Consider the following 15,087-nt stretch of genomic DNA (forward strand, 5'->3'; position numbering starts at 1 on the left):
CCAAATTCAGATAATGGCCAATAAAACGGAATGACCGCCCAGGGAGGGCCGGATGAGTGATCCCATCAGCAAGCCCGAACGCGCCACCCAAGAGCGCGTGATCGCGCTGTTCACGCAGAAGCTGGGCTACCGTCTTCTGGGCAACTGGTCGGCCCGGGCAGGCAACCACTGCATCGAGGAGGGGCTGCTGACGGCCCACCTGGCGCGCCAGGGCTACAGCCCCGCGCACATCAGCGCCGCGCTGCACAGGCTGCGCTCGGAGGCCTTGCTGCACGGGCGCACGCTCTACGCGGCCAACCAGGCGGTGTACCAGCTGCTGCGCTATGGCGTGTCGGTGAAGGTGGCCGCGGGTGAGCTGAACGAGACGGTGCACCTGGTGAACTGGGAGCGGCCGGCTGACAACGATTTCGCCATCGCCGAGGAAGTGACGCTGCAGGGCGGGCACGAGCGCCGGCCTGACTTGGTGCTGTACCTCAACGGCCTGGCCGTGGGCGTGCTGGAGCTGAAGAACAGCCGCGTGGGCCTGGGCGAGGGCATTCGCCAGTGCCTGTCCAACCAGCAGCCCGAGTTCAACGCCTGGTTCTTCAGCACCATGCAGCTGGTGATGGCGGGCAATGATTCGGAAGGCCTGCGCTACGGCAGCATCGAGACCCAGGAAAAGTACTTCCTGACCTGGAAGGAAGACGAGGCCGACAACACAGGCTACAAGCTCGACAAGTACCTGGCCAAGCTGTGCAGCCCGGCCCGGCTGCTGGAACTCATCCACGACTTCGTGCTGTTCGACGCCGGCATCAAGAAGCTGCCGCGGGTGCACCAGTACTTTGGCGTCAAGGCGGCGCAGGCCCACGTGCAGCAGAGGCGCGGCGGCATCATCTGGCACACCCAGGGCGCGGGCAAGAGCATTCTGATGGTGCTGCTGGCCCGCTGGATTCTGGAGAACCGGCCGGCGGCGCGCGTGGCCATCATCACCGACCGGGATGAGCTGGACCGGCAGATCGAGCGGGTGTTCAAGGATGCGGGCGAGACCATCCACCGCAGCCAGAGCGGGCGAGATCTGATGGCCCAGCTGGCGCAGCCCAACCCGCGCTTGCTGTGTTCGCTGGTGCACAAGTTCGGCCGGCGCGGTGCGGCGGCGGGGGAGGAGGACTTCGAAGCCTTCCTGCGCGACCTGGCGGCTCAGCCCTGCCCCACCCAGGGCGAGGTCATCGTCTTCGTGGACGAGTGCCACCGCACCCAGGGTGGCAAGCTGCACCGGCTGATGAAGGCCATGATGCCCAACGCGGTGTTCATCGGCTTCACCGGCACGCCGCTGCTCAAGAGCGATGCACAGACCAGCCTGGAGGTGTTCGGCGGCTACATCCACACCTACAAGTTTGCCGAGGCGGTGGAAGACGGCGTGGTGCTGGACCTGGTCTACGAAGCGCGCGATGTGGACCAGAAGCTGGTGGGCGCGGAACCGGTGGACCGCTGGTTCGAGGCCAAGACGCGGGGGCTCAACGACTGGCAGCGCAGCGAGTTGAAGGCGCACTGGGGCACGATGCAGAAGGTGCTCAGCTCCAAGGCACGCATGGGCCGGATCGTGGCGGACATCATGCTGGACTTCGCCACCAAGCCCCGGCTGGGTGATGGGCGGGGCAATGCCATCCTGGTGGCCTCCAGCATCTACGAGGCCTGCAAGTACTTCGAGTTGTTCAATGCCCGGGACACCGGCTTTGCGGGCCGCTGCGCGGTGGTCACGTCCTACAACCCGCAGGCGGCGGATGTCAGCAAGGAAGAGACCGGCGCCAACACCGAGAGCGACAAGCAGTTCATCTACGCCACCTACACCGAGCTGCTGAAGGACGTGGCGGCCGAGCCCGGTAAGACCCGCACGGAAACCTACGAGCAGCAGGTGAGGGAGCGCTTCATCAAGGCCCCCTCGCAGATGAAGCTGCTGATCGTGGTGGACAAGCTGCTGACGGGCTTTGATGCGCCGCCCTGCACCTACCTCTACATCGACAAGTCCATGCAGGACCACGGCCTGTTCCAGGCCATCTGCCGCACCAACCGGCTCGATGGCGAGGACAAGGACTTCGGCTACATCGTCGACTACAAGGACCTGTTCAAGAAGGTGGAGAAGGCGATTGCCGTCTACACCGCCGAGCTGGACCACAGCGCCGGCGACACAGCGCCCGAGGTGCTGATCAAGGACCGGCTGGAGGCCGGCCGCACCCGCCTGGACGATGCCGTGGAGGCCCTGGCCCTGCTGTGCGAGCCGGTGGCACCGCCCAAGGGTGACCTGGAGCACATCCACTACTTCTGCGGCAACACCGAGGTGGCCGATGACCTGAAGGCGCGTGAGCCGCACCGCGTGGCGCTGTACAAGGCCGTGGTGGCCCTGGTGCGGGCCTATGCCAACCTGGCCGACGAGCTGGAAGCGGCCGGCTACACGCCAGAGCAAATCGAGCAGCTGAAGGCCCTGCAGAAGCACTACCTGAGCCTGCGCGAGACCATCCGCCAGGCCGCTGGCGAGACGCTGGACCTGAAGCCCTACGAGGCGGACATGCGCCACCTCATCGACACCTACATCGAGGCCCAGGCCCCGCGGAAGATCTCGCCCTTCGACGGCGTGGGGCTGCTGGACCTGATCGTCAAGACCGGCATTGCCGATGCGATCGCCGAGCAACTGGGTGAAATGAAGGGCAACCAGACGGCCATTGCCGAGACGATCGAGAACAACGTCCGCAGCAAGATCCTGCGGGAGCAGCTGACAGACCCGGCCTACTTCGCCAAGATGTCGGCGCTGCTGGACGAGATCATCCGCCTGCGCAAGGAGAAGGCCATCGCCTACGAGGACTACCTGGCTCGCATTGCCGAGGTGGCCCGGAAGGTGAGCGGTGGCAAGGCCGACGACACGCCCGCACAGCTGAAGACGGCTGGTCAGCTGGCGCTGTACAACAACCTGAAGGGCCAGCTGCATGTGGACCAGGCCCAAGAGCCCACCGGGCCGCTGCTGCCTGCTGACCAGGCACTGGACACGGCCCTGCAGCTGGACGCCAGCATCAAGGCCAGGCGGCCGGACGGCTGGCGCGGCACGGTGGCCAAGGAGCAAGCGGTCAAACAGGCCATGTACGACGTGCTCAAGGACATCCAGGAAGTGAACCGGCTGTTCCCCATCGTCGTGGCTCAGCAGGAATATTGATGCGGGACGTGCTGGACCTGGGCGAACTGCAGGTCGAGGTGAGCCGCAAGGCGATCAAGCATGTGCACCTGAGCGTGCTGCCGCCCACGGGCAAGGTGCGCGTGGCCGCGCCGCAGCACATGCCGCTGGACACCATCCGCCTGTTCGTCATCTCCAAGCTGGCGTGGATCCGCTCACAGCAGCGCAAGCTGCAGACCCAGGAACGCGAAACGCCGCGCGAGTTCCTGAACAAGGAAAGCCACTACCTGTGGGGCAAGCGCTACCTGCTGGAGATCAGCCACGCCGATGCCGCGCCCGCTGTGAGCCTGAGCCCCCGCAAGCTGCACCTGCAGGTGCGCCCCGGCGCCGACCGGGCCCGCTGCGAAGAAGTGCTGAACGCCTGGTATCGCCAGCAGGTGCGGGATGCCGTGCCCGCGCTGCTGGCCCGGTGGGAGCCGCTGCTGCGGGTGAAAGCCCAGCGCGTCTTCGTGCAGCACATGAAGACGAAATGGGGCAGTTGCACGCCAGCTTCAGGCCACATCCGGCTCAACACGGACCTGGCCAAGAAGCCGGCCGAGTGCCTGGAGTACATCGTGGTGCATGAACTGGTGCACCTGCTGGAGCCCACCCACAACGCACACTTTGTCGCCTTGATGGACCTGTACCTGCCGCACTGGCAGCAGCTGAGACAGCAGCTCAACAGGCTGCCAGTGCGGCATGAGGCGTGGGACTACTGAGCCTCACTCCACCGTCACACTCTTGGCCAAATTCCGCGGCTTGTCCACATCCGTCCCGCGTGCGCAGGCGGTGTGGTACGCCAGCAGCTGCAGCGGCACCACGTGCAGGATGGGGCTGAGCGCGCCGTAATGCTCGGGCAGGCGGATGACGTGCACGCCTTCGCTGCTCTCGATGCGGCTGTCGGCGTCAGCAAAGACATAGAGCTGGCCGCCGCGGGCGCGCACTTCCTGCATGTTGCTCTTGAGCTTCTCCAGCAGGGCGTCGTGCGGGGCCACGGTCACCACCGGCATCTCGGCGGTCACCAGGGCCAGGGGGCCGTGCTTCAGTTCCCCGGCCGGGTAGGCCTCGGCGTGGATGTAGCTGATTTCCTTGAGCTTCAGGGCCCCTTCCAGCGCGATGGGGTAGTGCAGGCCGCGGCCCAGGAACAGGGCGTTCTCCTTGCGGGCAAAGGCCTCGGCCCAGGCCACCACCTGGGGCTCCAGCGCCAGCACCGCCTGCAGCGCGGAAGGCAGGTGGCGCATGGCTTTGAGGTGGGCGGCCTCCTCGGCCTCGCTCAGCAGGCCACGCACCTGGGCCAGGGCCAGGGTCAGCAGGAACAGGCCAGCCAGCTGGGTGGTGAAGGCCTTGGTGCTGGCCACGCCCACTTCCACGCCGGCGCGGGTGATGTAGGCCAGCTCGCATTCGCGCACCATGGCGCTGGTGGCCACGTTGCAGATGGTCAGCGTGTGCGTCATGCCCAGGCTGCGCGCGTGCTTGAGGGCGGCCAGGGTGTCGGCCGTCTCGCCGCTCTGGCTGATGGTGACGACCAGGGTCTTCGGGTCGGGCACGCTGTCGCGGTAGCGGTACTCGCTGGCAATCTCCACGCTGGTGGGGATCTTGGCGATGCTCTCCAGCCAGTACTTGGCCGCCGAGCCGGAGTAGTAGCTGGTGCCGCAGGCCAGGATGAGCACGCGATCCACGTCCTTGAAGATGCGGTAGGCCCCGTCGCCGAACAGCTCGGGGGTGATGCTCTCCACGCCTTCGAGCGTGTCGGCGATGGCGCGCGGCTGCTCGAAGATCTCCTTCTGCATGTAGTGGCGGTACGGGCCCAGCTCGGCCGCGCCGCTGTGGGCGTGCACGGTGCGCACCGCGCGCTCCACCGGGCGGAACTCGCCGCTGGCGTCGCGCGCCACGATCCAGTGCTTGCCCAGCTGCACGTCCACCACATCGCCGTCTTCCAGGTAGACGATCTGGTCGGTGACGCCGGCCAGGGCCATGGCGTCCGAAGCCAGGTAGTTGGCGCCGCCCGCCGCAGCCCCGCCCAGGCCCAGGATGAGCGGCGAACCTTCACGCGCGCCCACCACGCGCTGCGGCTCGTCGCGGCAGAACACGGCGATGGCGTAGGCGCCCTTGAGGCGCCGCGTGGTCTGCTGCACGGCCTCGAACAAGTCGCCGTCGTACAGGTGGTGCACCAGGTGGGCGATGACCTCGGTGTCGGTCTGGCTCTCGAAGACGTAGCCCTTGGCCTTCAGCTCGGTGCGCAGCTCTTCGTAGTTCTCGATGATGCCGTTGTGCACCAGGGCGATCTTGTCGCCCGAGAAGTGGGGGTGGGCGTTGGCCACGGCCGGCGCACCGTGGGTGGCCCAGCGCGTGTGGGCAATGCCGATCAGGCCCTGCACATCGTCCTGTTCGATGTGCTCGCGCAGCTCGGCCACGCGGGCGGTGGAGCGGCTGCGGCGCAGCGCGCCGTCCTGGATGACGGCCACGCCGCAGGAGTCATAGCCCCGGTACTCCAGCCGTTGCAGGCCCTGGACCAGGACGGGAACCACATTGGCCGTGCTGACGGCGCCGACGATGCCACACATGAAAAGCTCGCTTGGAAGGGCGGCCCGCAGGCCGATGGGTGGCATCCTAGGCCTGGCGAACACAAAGATGCTTTCTTGTTTCAGCACCAAATGAAGGAAAATTTCTCAATCAGCCATGTATTGAATTTTCTTTCACTGACTTATCGAATATGGAATATTCCATCCCACTGGATGCCACCGACTGGCGCCTGCTGGACCTGCTGCAGGCCGATGCCAGCCTGACCAACCATGCGTTGGCGCAGGCGGCGCATGTGTCGCCCGCCACCGCGCTGCGCCGGGTGCGGCGCCTGCGGGAGGCCGGGGTGATCGAGCGCTTCACCGCCCTGCTGGGCGGGCCGCTGGCCGGCCAGGGCCTGCAGGTGCTGTGCGAGGTGGTGCTGGACCGCCAGGGAGCCGAGCACCTGGATGCCTTCGAAGCCCGCGCGGTGGACGAACCACTGGTGCAGCAGTGCTGGAGGGTGTCGCCGGGGCCGGACTTCCTGCTGGTGGTCTGGGCGCCGGACATGCCGGGCTTCCAGGCCCTGACCCAGCGCCTGTTCACGCAGGACGCGAACGTGCGCAACGTGAAGAGCTTCTTCGCGCTCAAGCGGGCCAAGTTCGACCCACGGGTGCCGGTGGCGGTGCTGGCCGACGCCCGCGCCGATCAGGACACGCGGCGGTAGCCCCCGGCCACGCCGCGGGGCGAGAGCACCCACTGCCAGAGCTGGATGTCGCGGGCGCGGAAGGCGCCGGCACAGCACAACAGGTAATAGCGCCAGCGCCGGTAGAAGCGCTCGCCCAGTTCGGCGCCGAAACGCGGCCAAGCGGCTTCGAAGTTGCGGTGCCAGGCCATCAGCGTGCGGTCGTAGTCGGCGCCGAAGTTGTGCAGGTCCTCCACCACGAAGTGCGGCTCCGCCGCCTTGCCGATGCGGGCGATGCTGGGCAGCTCGCCATTCGGAAAGACGTAGCGGTCGATCCACGGGTCGGTGCCGTCGGCCGTGTCATTGCGGCCGATGGTGTGCAGCAGGAACAGGCCGTCATCGGCCAGGCAGCGCCGGGCCACGGCCATGTAGTCGGGGTAGTTCTTGTGGCCCACGTGCTCAAACATGCCCAGGCTGACGACGCGATCGAAGCGCTCATCCTGCTCGCGGTAGTCCTGCAGGCGGAACTCCACCGGCAGATGGGCCAGGCGCTGGCGGCCCAGGTCGGCCTGCTGCTCGGAGATGGTGATGCCCACGCAGCGCACGCCATAGCGCTCGGCGGCAAAGCCCATGAAGCTGCCCCAGCCGCAGCCGATGTCCAGCACCCGCATGCCCGGCTGCAGGCCCAGCTTGCGGCACACCAGGTCCAGCTTGGCTTCCTGGGCCTGGTCCAGCGTGGTGGCCGGGGGCTGCCCATCGCCACCTTGCCAGTAGGCGCAGGTGTAGGTCATGCGGGCGTCCAGCATGGCCGCGTAGAAGTCGTTGCCCAGGTCGTAGTGCTCGCGTCCCACCTGCCAGGCCCGGCGCTGGCTCTGCAGGTTCAGCAGCTTGGCGCGCAGCACATGCCAGGCCATGGACAGGCCGTGCATGCCCTCGCCCAGGCGGGCCCGGATCAGGCGGGTGAACAGCTCGTCCAGGCGTTCACAGCTCCAGGCGCCGTCCATGTAGGCCTCTCCCAGCGCCAGCGAGCCGCCGGCCAGCACCCGCTCGGCCACGCCCGGCTGCAGCAGCCGGATGTCCCAGGGGCGGTCCCCGTTGAGCCGAACATCGGCCAGGGCCAGCCATTGGCCCAGCGCATCTTCGGCCGAAGAACGGCCACCCTGACGCCCGCCGTCGGACGCCGCCTCCGAAATGACCTCGTTCATGCACAAGCCCTGTCAAGGTGAGAGGGGGGGTGCAGATGCGGTGCCCCTGCCGCATCGCAGCGTAGGGGCAATGTGCGCCATTCCGTGGCTTTGTGCCAATGCAAAGTTTTGCGCCCCTGCATAGCCCGTGGCTATGGAAGTGCCGGACCTGTCAGCATTTTCTGAATGCCGGGGCCCGTGAACGCCACCGCCGCGTTCAGCCCTGCTTCATGATCACCAGGCCCTTGAGGTACTCACCCTCCGGGAAGCACAGCGTGGTCGGGTGGTCTGGCGCGGCCTCCAGGCGCTGCAGCAGGTAGCCGTCCACCTGGGCGTCCAGGCCGGCGCCGGCCACGATCTTGTGGAACAGGTCGGCGCTGATGCCGCCCGAGCAGCTGAAGGTCAGCAGCAGGCCACCGGGCTTGAGCAGCTTCAGGCCCAGGCGGTTGATGTCCTTGTAGGCGCGGCTGGCCCGGTCGGCATGGGCCGCGCTGGGGGCGAACTTGGGCGGGTCCAGCACGATGGCGTCGAACTGGCGGCCGTCCTGGAGCATCTGGCGCAGGGTGGCGTTCACGTCGGCATCCAGCGTGGTGTGGCAGGCCGGGTCGAAGCCATTGAGGCTGACATGGGCGTGGGCACGCGCCAGCGCGGGGGCGGAGGAATCGACGCTCACCACCTCGGTGGCGCCCCCGGCCAGGGCCGAGACGCTGAAGCCCCCGGTGTAGCTGAAGCAGTTGAGCACGCTCTTGCAGCCGAACTGGGCGACCAGCCGGGCGAACAGCGCGCGGTTCTCGCGCTGGTCCAGGTAGTAGCCAGTCTTGTGGCCCTCCTCCACGTCCACCGTCAGCTGGATGCCATGCTCGCGCAGCGTGATGGTGGTGTCACCGCCGCCGCGCAACCAGCCCTTGGCGGGCGGCAGCCCTTCGACCTGGCGCACGCTGGCATCGCCGCGCTCATACAGCCGTGTGCAGCCCAGCGCGGCGGTTTCGGCCAGCAGCGCATCGGCAATCACGGCTTTCCAGCGTTCGACACCGGCCGAGAGGAACTGGACCGAGAGGATGTCCTCGTAGCGGTCCACGATCAGGCCGGGCAGGCCGTCGGCCTCGCCGTGGACCAGGCGCACGCCATTGCTCTGGATGGCCAGACGCTGGCGCATGGCCACCGCCGCGGCGATGCGGCGCCGGAAGAAGGCCGCGTCGATGCGCTCGGTTTCGTCGAAGCTCCAGGCCCGCACGCGGATCTGCGAGTTGGGGCTGAAGGCGGCCCAGGCCAGGAAGCGGCCATCGTGGCTCTCCACCCGCACCGTCTCGCCCAAGTCGGCCTTGCCCTTGTCCACGCTGCCGGCAAACACCCAGGGGTGGCGGCGCTGCAGGGAGCGTTCTTTTCCTTCGCGCAGGCGGATCACTTTCATGGGCGCAATTGTCGCCTGCGCGACCCTGCCGGGAAGGCGTTCAGCCGCGCTGGCGGCGCCAGACCAGCAGGGCGAAGCCCAGCGCGGAGAGCAGCAGCGCCACACCGCCCCAGCCGCTGGCCAGTTCCTGCAGGCGCTGCAGGGCATCCTGACCCAGCAGGCCGGGCAGCGGCAGCAGGTCCGGCTGCGGGCTGGCCAGGGAGGACAGCACGTCCTGCCGGTGGCGCAGCGGCAGCAGGGCATTGCCCACGCGCTCGCTGAAGGTCTGCAGCGCCTCCAGCACCTCGGGGTGGCCGTAGCCCTTGGCCAGGATGAGGCCGCCCAGGCCCCAGGCGATCCACAGCATCGGCACGCCCCAGCGCTTGAGCCAGGCCGCCGCGGCCATGGTCAGCAGGGCCACCGGCGCCACCCAGAAGCTGGCCAGCAGCGAGCCCAGCAGCAGGCGCAGCGCGCCAGCGCCGACGACGGCCGCCACCTCGTGCCAGGGCACGCCGGCCAGGGTGCTCCAGCCAAAGCCGCGCGCCACCACCATCAGCGCCACCAGCAGGCCGCTGGGCACCGCCAGGGCCATCACCAGCAGCGGCAGCAGCACCAGGTGCATCAGCACGGTGGCCCCCACGGCGGCGCTGTCGGGCACCGGCAGCGAGCGCCAGAACTCGATGCTGCGGTCCTGCCAGTCGCGCCGGGCCATGCCGCCGGACTGGATGTAGGCCACCAGCCAGCCCACGCCAGCCATCACCGCGGCATAGACGCCGGCAGTGAGCAGCAGGGTGGCCACGGCGTGATCCTCTTCGCCGACCTGCACCTGGCCGAACTGCAGGGCCAGCAGGCTGATGGCCAGCGGGATCAGGGCGATCAGCCACCAGCGGCGGCCGTGCTGCATCCATTCACGCAGCAGCAAGGTCTGAAAGGTCTGCATGGTCTGTTCTCCGGTTCAGCGCGGGATGGTGGGGTTGAGTTCGGGCGCGCGGGTGAGCGCGACGAAGAGGTCCACCAGGCTGGGCCGCATGCGCTGGCCCAGGGCCTGCACCTCGGGCGGCGGCGTCCCGTCGAACAGTGCGGCCGACTGGCCCTGCTGGCGGTAGCGCAGGATGGGGTGGGCTGCGGCCATCGCATCGGCGACCGCCGGGTCATGGCTGTAGGCCACGAAGCGCTCGTCCACCTCGGCCAGCGGGATGTTGAGCACCAGCTTGCCTTCGCTGAGCATCAGCACGTCCGACAGCAGCGACTCCACCTCCTCCACCTGGTGGGTGGAGATCAGCACGCTGCGCTCGCCGTCGCACCACTCGTCGATCAGCATCTCGTAGAAGGCCTTGCGCGAAAGCACATCCAGGCCCAGCGTGGGCTCGTCCAGCACCATCAGCCGCGCGTCGATGGCTGCCACCAGCGCCAGATGAAGCTGCACCACCATGCCGCGCGAGAGCGTCTTGACCTTGTCGTTCAGGCCGACGCTGGTGCGCTTGAGCAGCTGCCGGGCCCGCTCGGCCGAGAAGCGCGGGTGCAGGCCGGCCATCAGCGTGATGAGCTCCGAAGCGCGGGCCCAGCGCGGCAGGATGGCCACGTCCGGGATGTAGCACAGCGACTGCAGCAGCGCAGTGCGCTGGCGCTGCGGCGACAGCCCCAGCACGCTGAGCTCGCCCTCGTGGCCGGTCAGGCCCACCAGGGCCCGCATCAGGCTGGTCTTGCCGGCGCCGTTGTGGCCCAGCAGGCCGACGATGCGGCCGGCCGGGATCTCGAAGTCCAGCCCGTCGAGCACGCGCTTGCGGCCGTACTGCAGGCCCAGGCCACGGGCCCGGATCAGGGGTTCGCCACTCATCATGCCTCCCAATCAAGTTCTTCCGGACGCAGGCCCAGCCGGCGCAGGCGCAGGCGCAGCTGGGGCCACTCCTGCTCAAGAAAGCGTTGCCGCTCCAGCATGCGCAGGTGATCGCGTGCCCCGGTCCGCACGTACAAACCGAGGCCGCGGCGATTCTCCAGCAGCCCGTCATCACTCAAGGCCTGCAGCGCCCGCCCCACGGTCAGCGGGTTGAGCAGATAGCTGCCGGCGAGCGCGCGCACCGAGGGCATGGCCTCGCCTTCGCGCGGCTCGCCGTCGAGCAGGCGGCCGGCCAGCTGGTCGGCCAGCTGGCGGTAGATCGGTTGGCGGTCATCCCAGTGCATGGGCTCTCCTGAAGGCTGGTGACGTGTGCTGGTGACGTAACACACTGTAGGACTTGGGCCCAGCCAGGGCGAGCCCGATGCGACAGACTGCAGGGCGGGCCGATGAACTGCAGCCACGCCCCGGGCATGTCACCCAGGTGCGGGATGGCGGGCCCGGCGCGGCGCTGGCAGCATGCGCCCCGCAGAACACACCGTGGAGGAACCATGAGCCTGAACATCACCCGCTTCGCCCTGCCCACCCTGCTGATCCCGCTGGCCCTGGCCGGCTGCGGCAAGGTGCAGGAAGCCGCCAGCGAGAAGGCGGCCGAGAAAATGATCGAAGCCACCATCAACAAGGACGGCAGCAACGCCAAGGTGGACATCCAGGGCGGTGGCGTGAAGGTGGCGGGCACCGACGAAAAGGGCCAGTCCTTCAACATGGAGATGGGCAACGCCAGCATCAGCGAGAAGGACCTGGGCATTCCCTTCTACCCCGGTGCCACGCCGGTGGCCAACCAGAGCAGCCGCTTCGTCAATGGCGGCAACGAGATGCTGCAGGTGGAGCTGAACAGCCCTGACGACGCCAAGAAGGTGAGCGACTGGTACCGCGCCCAGCTCAAGGGCAGCACCGAGGGCAAGATGGTGATGGACCAGTCGGACGCCCAGGGCATGTCGATGACCATCACCGACAGCAAGACCGAGAGCAGCATGATCATCGGCGTCAAGGCCACCGACGGGCAGCCGGGCAGCACGATCAGCCTGGTCCACAGCCGCAAGGCCGCGGCCAAGGGCTGAGCTCGCCCACAACCCTTACGTAGATATGCGTAAGACATTCCCCGTACCATCGGTGCATGTCATGGCATGAAGCTCAGGCCCGGCTGCGGGCCACTGTGGAGGACGCCATCGCCCTGGTGCGCGATGGCGACTGGATCGTGGTGCCCATCGGCTGCGGCGAGCCGCCGGCCTTGCTGGAGGGCCTGTCAGCCCGGCGCCAGCGCTTCCAGGGTGTGCGGGTGGTGCAGATGCTGCCGCTGCGCCGCTTCGACTACTTCGACCCGCAGACGGCCGGGCACGTGCAGCCGGTGTCCATGTTCCTGGGTGGCCCGTCTCGCCCGGGCGCGCAGGCCGGCTGGCTGCCGCTGATCCACACCCACCTGTCGGAGGCACCCCAGCTCTTCGCTCGTGGCGAGGTGCCGGCCGACGTGGTGTTCGCCCTGGCCTCGCCGATGGATGCCGAAGGCTACTTCCACCTGGGCGTGTCGGCCGACTACACGCTGGCCGCCCTGGCGCGGGCCCGCACCGTGGTGCTGGAGGTGAACCCCAACGTGCCGCGCACGGCCGGCCCGGCGCGCGTGCATGTGTCCCAGGTGAGTGCCTGGGTGGAAGACGACCGCCCGCTGCCCACGCTGCCGGCGGCCGAGATCGGGCCGGTGCAGCAGGCCATCGCCTGCCATGTGGCGCCGCTGATCGAGGATGGCGACACGCTGCAGATCGGCATCGGCGGCATCCCGGATGCGGTGGTGGCCCAGCTGCAGGGCAAGCGCGACCTGGGCGTGCACAGCGAGATGATCGGCGATGGCCTGCTGAGCCTGATCGAGAGCGGCGCGGTGACCAACCGGCGCAAGAACTTCATGCCCGGCAAGATGGTGGCCACCTTCGCGCTGGGCTCCGAGAAGCTCTACCGCTTCCTGGACCGCTGCCCCGACTTCGAACTGCACCCGGCCGATTTCACCAACGACCCGTACATCGCCGGTCAGAACGACCGCCTGGTGTCGCTCAACGCGACGCTGCAGGTGGACCTGCTCGGCCAGTGCGGCTCGGAAAGCCTGGGCACCCTGCCCTACTCCGGCACCGGCGGCCAGAGCGACTTCGTGCGGGCGGCCAACCGCTCACGCGGCGGCAAGGCCATCATGGTGCTGCCCTCCACCGCCAAGGGCGACACGGTCTCGCGCATCGTCCCCACGCTGAGCCCGGGCACGCATGTGAGCACCGGCAAGAACGACGTGAACTACGTGGTGACCGAACATGGCGTGGCCCAGTTGCGCGGACGCCCCTCGCACGAGCGGGTGGCCGCCCTGATCGCCATCGCCCACCCGGCCTTCCGCGAGGAACTGCAGGCCCAGGCCCAGGCCATGCACCTGGTCTGAAGACCGGGTGACGGGCTCAGCGGCCGGCCACGGTGCGCCCGGCCGACCACACCGCCTGCGCCACATCCACCGGCCGGGGAATCAGCCCCTGGCGGCTGAAGGTGTCGGCCACGCGCTGCTGGTCGGCCACATCGGCCGGGCCCAGCGGGCGCACCGCGCCGTGGCGCCGCCGATCCAGAAAGCGCACCGTGCCGGCCAGGGACACCCCGGTGGCGGCCGACAGGAACTGGGCCGTCTCCTTCAGGTGATCCTGGGTCCAGGCATCGGCCTCGCTGAGCGCGGCCAGCAGCGCCTGGACCTGTGCCGGGCGCCGGGTCAGCTCGCGCGAGGCCAGGTAGAAGCTGTTGTTGCTCGAGAGTCCCACACCGGTGGACAGCACCCGGGCCCGGCCGTCGATCTCGGCCACCGCGTAATACGGGTCCCAGATGCCCCAGGCATCGACCGAGCCACGCTCGAAGGCGGCCCGGGCATCGGCCGGCGCCAGGTAAACCGGTGTGATGTCCGACCAGGCCAGACCAGCCTTTTCCACCGCCCGCAGCACCAGGTAGTGCGCACTGGAGCCCTTCTGGAAGGCGATGCGCCGGCCCTTCAGGTCGGCCAGCGTGCGCAGCGGTGAATCGGCCGGCATCAGCAGGGCCGAACTGGTGGGCTTGGGCGGCTCCAGGCCCACGTACCAGACGTCCTTGCCGGCGGCCTGGGCGAAGACCGGCGGCGGGGGGTGCGGTGCATGCCTTGCTCTCCTTGCCTGTGTGGTGCGTCGATGCACCGCAGGATAGGAAAGCCGCCGCGCGGCCGGAACGAATTCGATCCGGCTTGCTTATCTGCTGCCGCTTGGGTCCTTGCGCTTGGCCCGCGGGTGGGCCGCGTCGTAGACCTTGGCCAGATGCTGGAAGTCCAGCTGGGTGTAGATCTGGGTGGTGCTGATGCTGGCGTGGCCCAGCAGCTCCTGCACCGCGCGCAGGTCGCCACTGGACTGCAGCAGGTGCGAAGCAAAGCTGTGGCGCAGCATGTGCGGGTGCACCGAGGTGGGCAGGCCCGCGGCCAGGGCCAGCTGGCGCAGCCGGCTGCGCACCTGGCTGTCCGACAGCCGGGTGCCGCGCTGGCTGACGAAGAGCGCCGGCTCGCTCGGGGCGGCCACACCACCACGCAGTGCGTCCCACGCGGCCAGGGCCTTCAACGCGTGCGAACCCACCGGCACGCTGCGGCGCTTGCGACCCTTGCCCAGCACGTGCACGGTGGCGTCGTCGGCGTCCACCCAGCCGGCGGCCTCGGGGCCAGGCCGGGCGTCGAGCGAGACCAGCTCGCCCACCCGCAGGCCACTGCCGTACAGCAGCTCGACGATGGCGTGGTCGCGCGCCGCCAGGGCCGGGTCGCTGGCCTCGGGCACCTGGCTGGCCAGGGCCACGGCCTGGTCCACCGGCAGGGCCTTGGGCAGCGGTTTGGGCGCCTTGGGCGGGCGGATGCCATCCACCGGGTTGAGCGCCACGCCACCGCGCCGGCCCCACCAGCGGTACAGGCCGCGCCAGGCCGAGAGCTGCAGTGCCAGGCTGCGCGGCGACAGGCCGGGCGCATGGTGCGACGACTGGCCGGCACCATGCAACTGGGCCAGCAGCATGCGCACATGGTGGGGCTGCAGCCGCTCCAGCGGCACCGCCAGGCGGGCTGCACCGCGCACCAGGCGGCCCAGCGCATCGGTGTAGAGCACCAGCGTGCGCTCGGCCACGCGGCGCTCCACCCGCAGGTGCTCCAGGTAGCGCAGCACCGGGTCCGGAAGAGGCCGCCCGGCGTCCGGCGCATCCGGCGCATCCGCCGATGGCTCGGCCGGCCCGGGGGCGCTCATCACG

Annotated in this window: 12 protein-coding genes and 1 pseudogene; 5 read left to right on the forward strand and 8 right to left on the reverse strand. The window is 68.9% G+C overall.

The genetic code is table 11. The annotated features are described in order from the left end of the window. Positions 1 to 52 precede the first annotated feature (52 nt). Both M0L44_RS09965 and M0L44_RS09970 read left to right on the forward strand, forming a co-directional pair. A complete protein-coding gene (locus M0L44_RS09965; protein WP_252769573.1) occupies positions 53 to 3,181 on the forward strand; it encodes a type I restriction endonuclease subunit R in 3,129 nt (1,042 codons plus the stop codon). Further along, the gene (locus M0L44_RS09970) at positions 3,181 to 3,897 is read left to right on the forward strand and encodes a M48 family metallopeptidase (RefSeq protein ID WP_252769574.1); all 717 of its coding nucleotides are present in this window, start codon (positions 3,181 to 3,183) and stop codon (positions 3,895 to 3,897) included. Before M0L44_RS09965 ends, M0L44_RS09970 begins: the two co-directional genes overlap by 1 nt. A gap of 3 nt (positions 3,898 to 3,900) precedes the next feature. On the opposite strand, the gene glmS is transcribed toward M0L44_RS09970, so the two are convergent. Then, complete coding sequence (gene glmS / locus M0L44_RS09975; RefSeq protein WP_252769575.1) at positions 3,901 to 5,742, reverse strand: glutamine--fructose-6-phosphate transaminase (isomerizing); 1,842 nt, start codon at positions 5,740 to 5,742, stop codon at positions 3,901 to 3,903. A gap of 149 nt (positions 5,743 to 5,891) precedes the next feature. On the opposite strand from glmS, the gene M0L44_RS09980 reads away from it, so the two are divergent. Next, entirely contained in the window at positions 5,892 to 6,404 is a 513-nt protein-coding gene (locus tag M0L44_RS09980; RefSeq protein ID WP_252769576.1) for an Lrp/AsnC family transcriptional regulator, read from the forward strand. On the opposite strand, the gene cfa is transcribed toward M0L44_RS09980, so the two are convergent. The 5 genes from cfa to M0L44_RS10005 form a co-directional block, all read right to left on the reverse strand. Continuing rightward, positions 6,386 to 7,567, reverse strand: coding sequence for a cyclopropane fatty acyl phospholipid synthase (cfa, locus tag M0L44_RS09985; protein ID WP_252769577.1), 1,182 nt, complete (start codon positions 7,565 to 7,567; stop codon positions 6,386 to 6,388). The two genes, M0L44_RS09980 and cfa, sit on opposite strands and share 19 nt — an antisense overlap. 196 nt (positions 7,568 to 7,763) lie before the next feature. Beyond that, positions 7,764 to 8,957, reverse strand: coding sequence for a class I SAM-dependent rRNA methyltransferase (locus tag M0L44_RS09990; RefSeq protein ID WP_252769578.1), 1,194 nt, complete (start codon positions 8,955 to 8,957; stop codon positions 7,764 to 7,766). Between the two features lie 40 nt (positions 8,958 to 8,997). Beyond that, on the reverse strand, positions 8,998 to 9,876 hold the full coding sequence (locus M0L44_RS09995) for a hypothetical protein (protein ID WP_252769579.1): 879 nt from the start codon (positions 9,874 to 9,876) through the stop codon (positions 8,998 to 9,000). Positions 9,877 to 9,891: 15 nt separating this feature from the next. After that, the gene (locus M0L44_RS10000) at positions 9,892 to 10,773 is read right to left on the reverse strand and encodes an ABC transporter ATP-binding protein (RefSeq protein WP_252769580.1); all 882 of its coding nucleotides are present in this window, start codon (positions 10,771 to 10,773) and stop codon (positions 9,892 to 9,894) included. Beyond that, positions 10,773 to 11,117 (reverse strand): GntR family transcriptional regulator, encoded by a 345-nt coding sequence (locus tag M0L44_RS10005; protein ID WP_252769581.1) that lies wholly within the window; start codon positions 11,115 to 11,117, stop codon positions 10,773 to 10,775. The genes M0L44_RS10000 and M0L44_RS10005 overlap by 1 nt, the downstream gene beginning before the upstream one ends. Positions 11,118 to 11,321: 204 nt before the next feature. Here M0L44_RS10005 and M0L44_RS10010 point away from each other — a divergent pair, with 204 nt between their 5' ends. Continuing rightward, complete coding sequence (locus M0L44_RS10010) at positions 11,322 to 11,891, forward strand: hypothetical protein (RefSeq protein ID WP_252769582.1); 570 nt, start codon at positions 11,322 to 11,324, stop codon at positions 11,889 to 11,891. A gap of 56 nt (positions 11,892 to 11,947) precedes the next feature. Next, the gene (locus M0L44_RS10015) at positions 11,948 to 13,243 is read left to right on the forward strand and encodes an acetyl-CoA hydrolase/transferase family protein (protein ID WP_252769583.1); all 1,296 of its coding nucleotides are present in this window, start codon (positions 11,948 to 11,950) and stop codon (positions 13,241 to 13,243) included. 16 nt (positions 13,244 to 13,259) lie between these two features. Here the strand turns inward: M0L44_RS10015 and M0L44_RS10020 are convergent. Both M0L44_RS10020 and M0L44_RS10025 read right to left on the reverse strand, forming a co-directional pair. Then, positions 13,260 to 13,955: pseudogene (locus tag M0L44_RS10020) on the reverse strand (aliphatic sulfonate ABC transporter substrate-binding protein); the annotation flags it as partial. A gap of 105 nt (positions 13,956 to 14,060) precedes the next feature. Further along, entirely contained in the window at positions 14,061 to 15,083 is a 1,023-nt protein-coding gene (locus tag M0L44_RS10025; protein WP_252769711.1) for a tyrosine recombinase XerC, read from the reverse strand. Positions 15,084 to 15,087: the final 4 nt, after the last annotated feature.

Source organism: Ideonella oryzae, from assembly GCF_024055665.1.
Classification (GTDB): Bacteria; Pseudomonadota; Gammaproteobacteria; order Burkholderiales; family Burkholderiaceae_C; genus Ideonella; species Ideonella oryzae.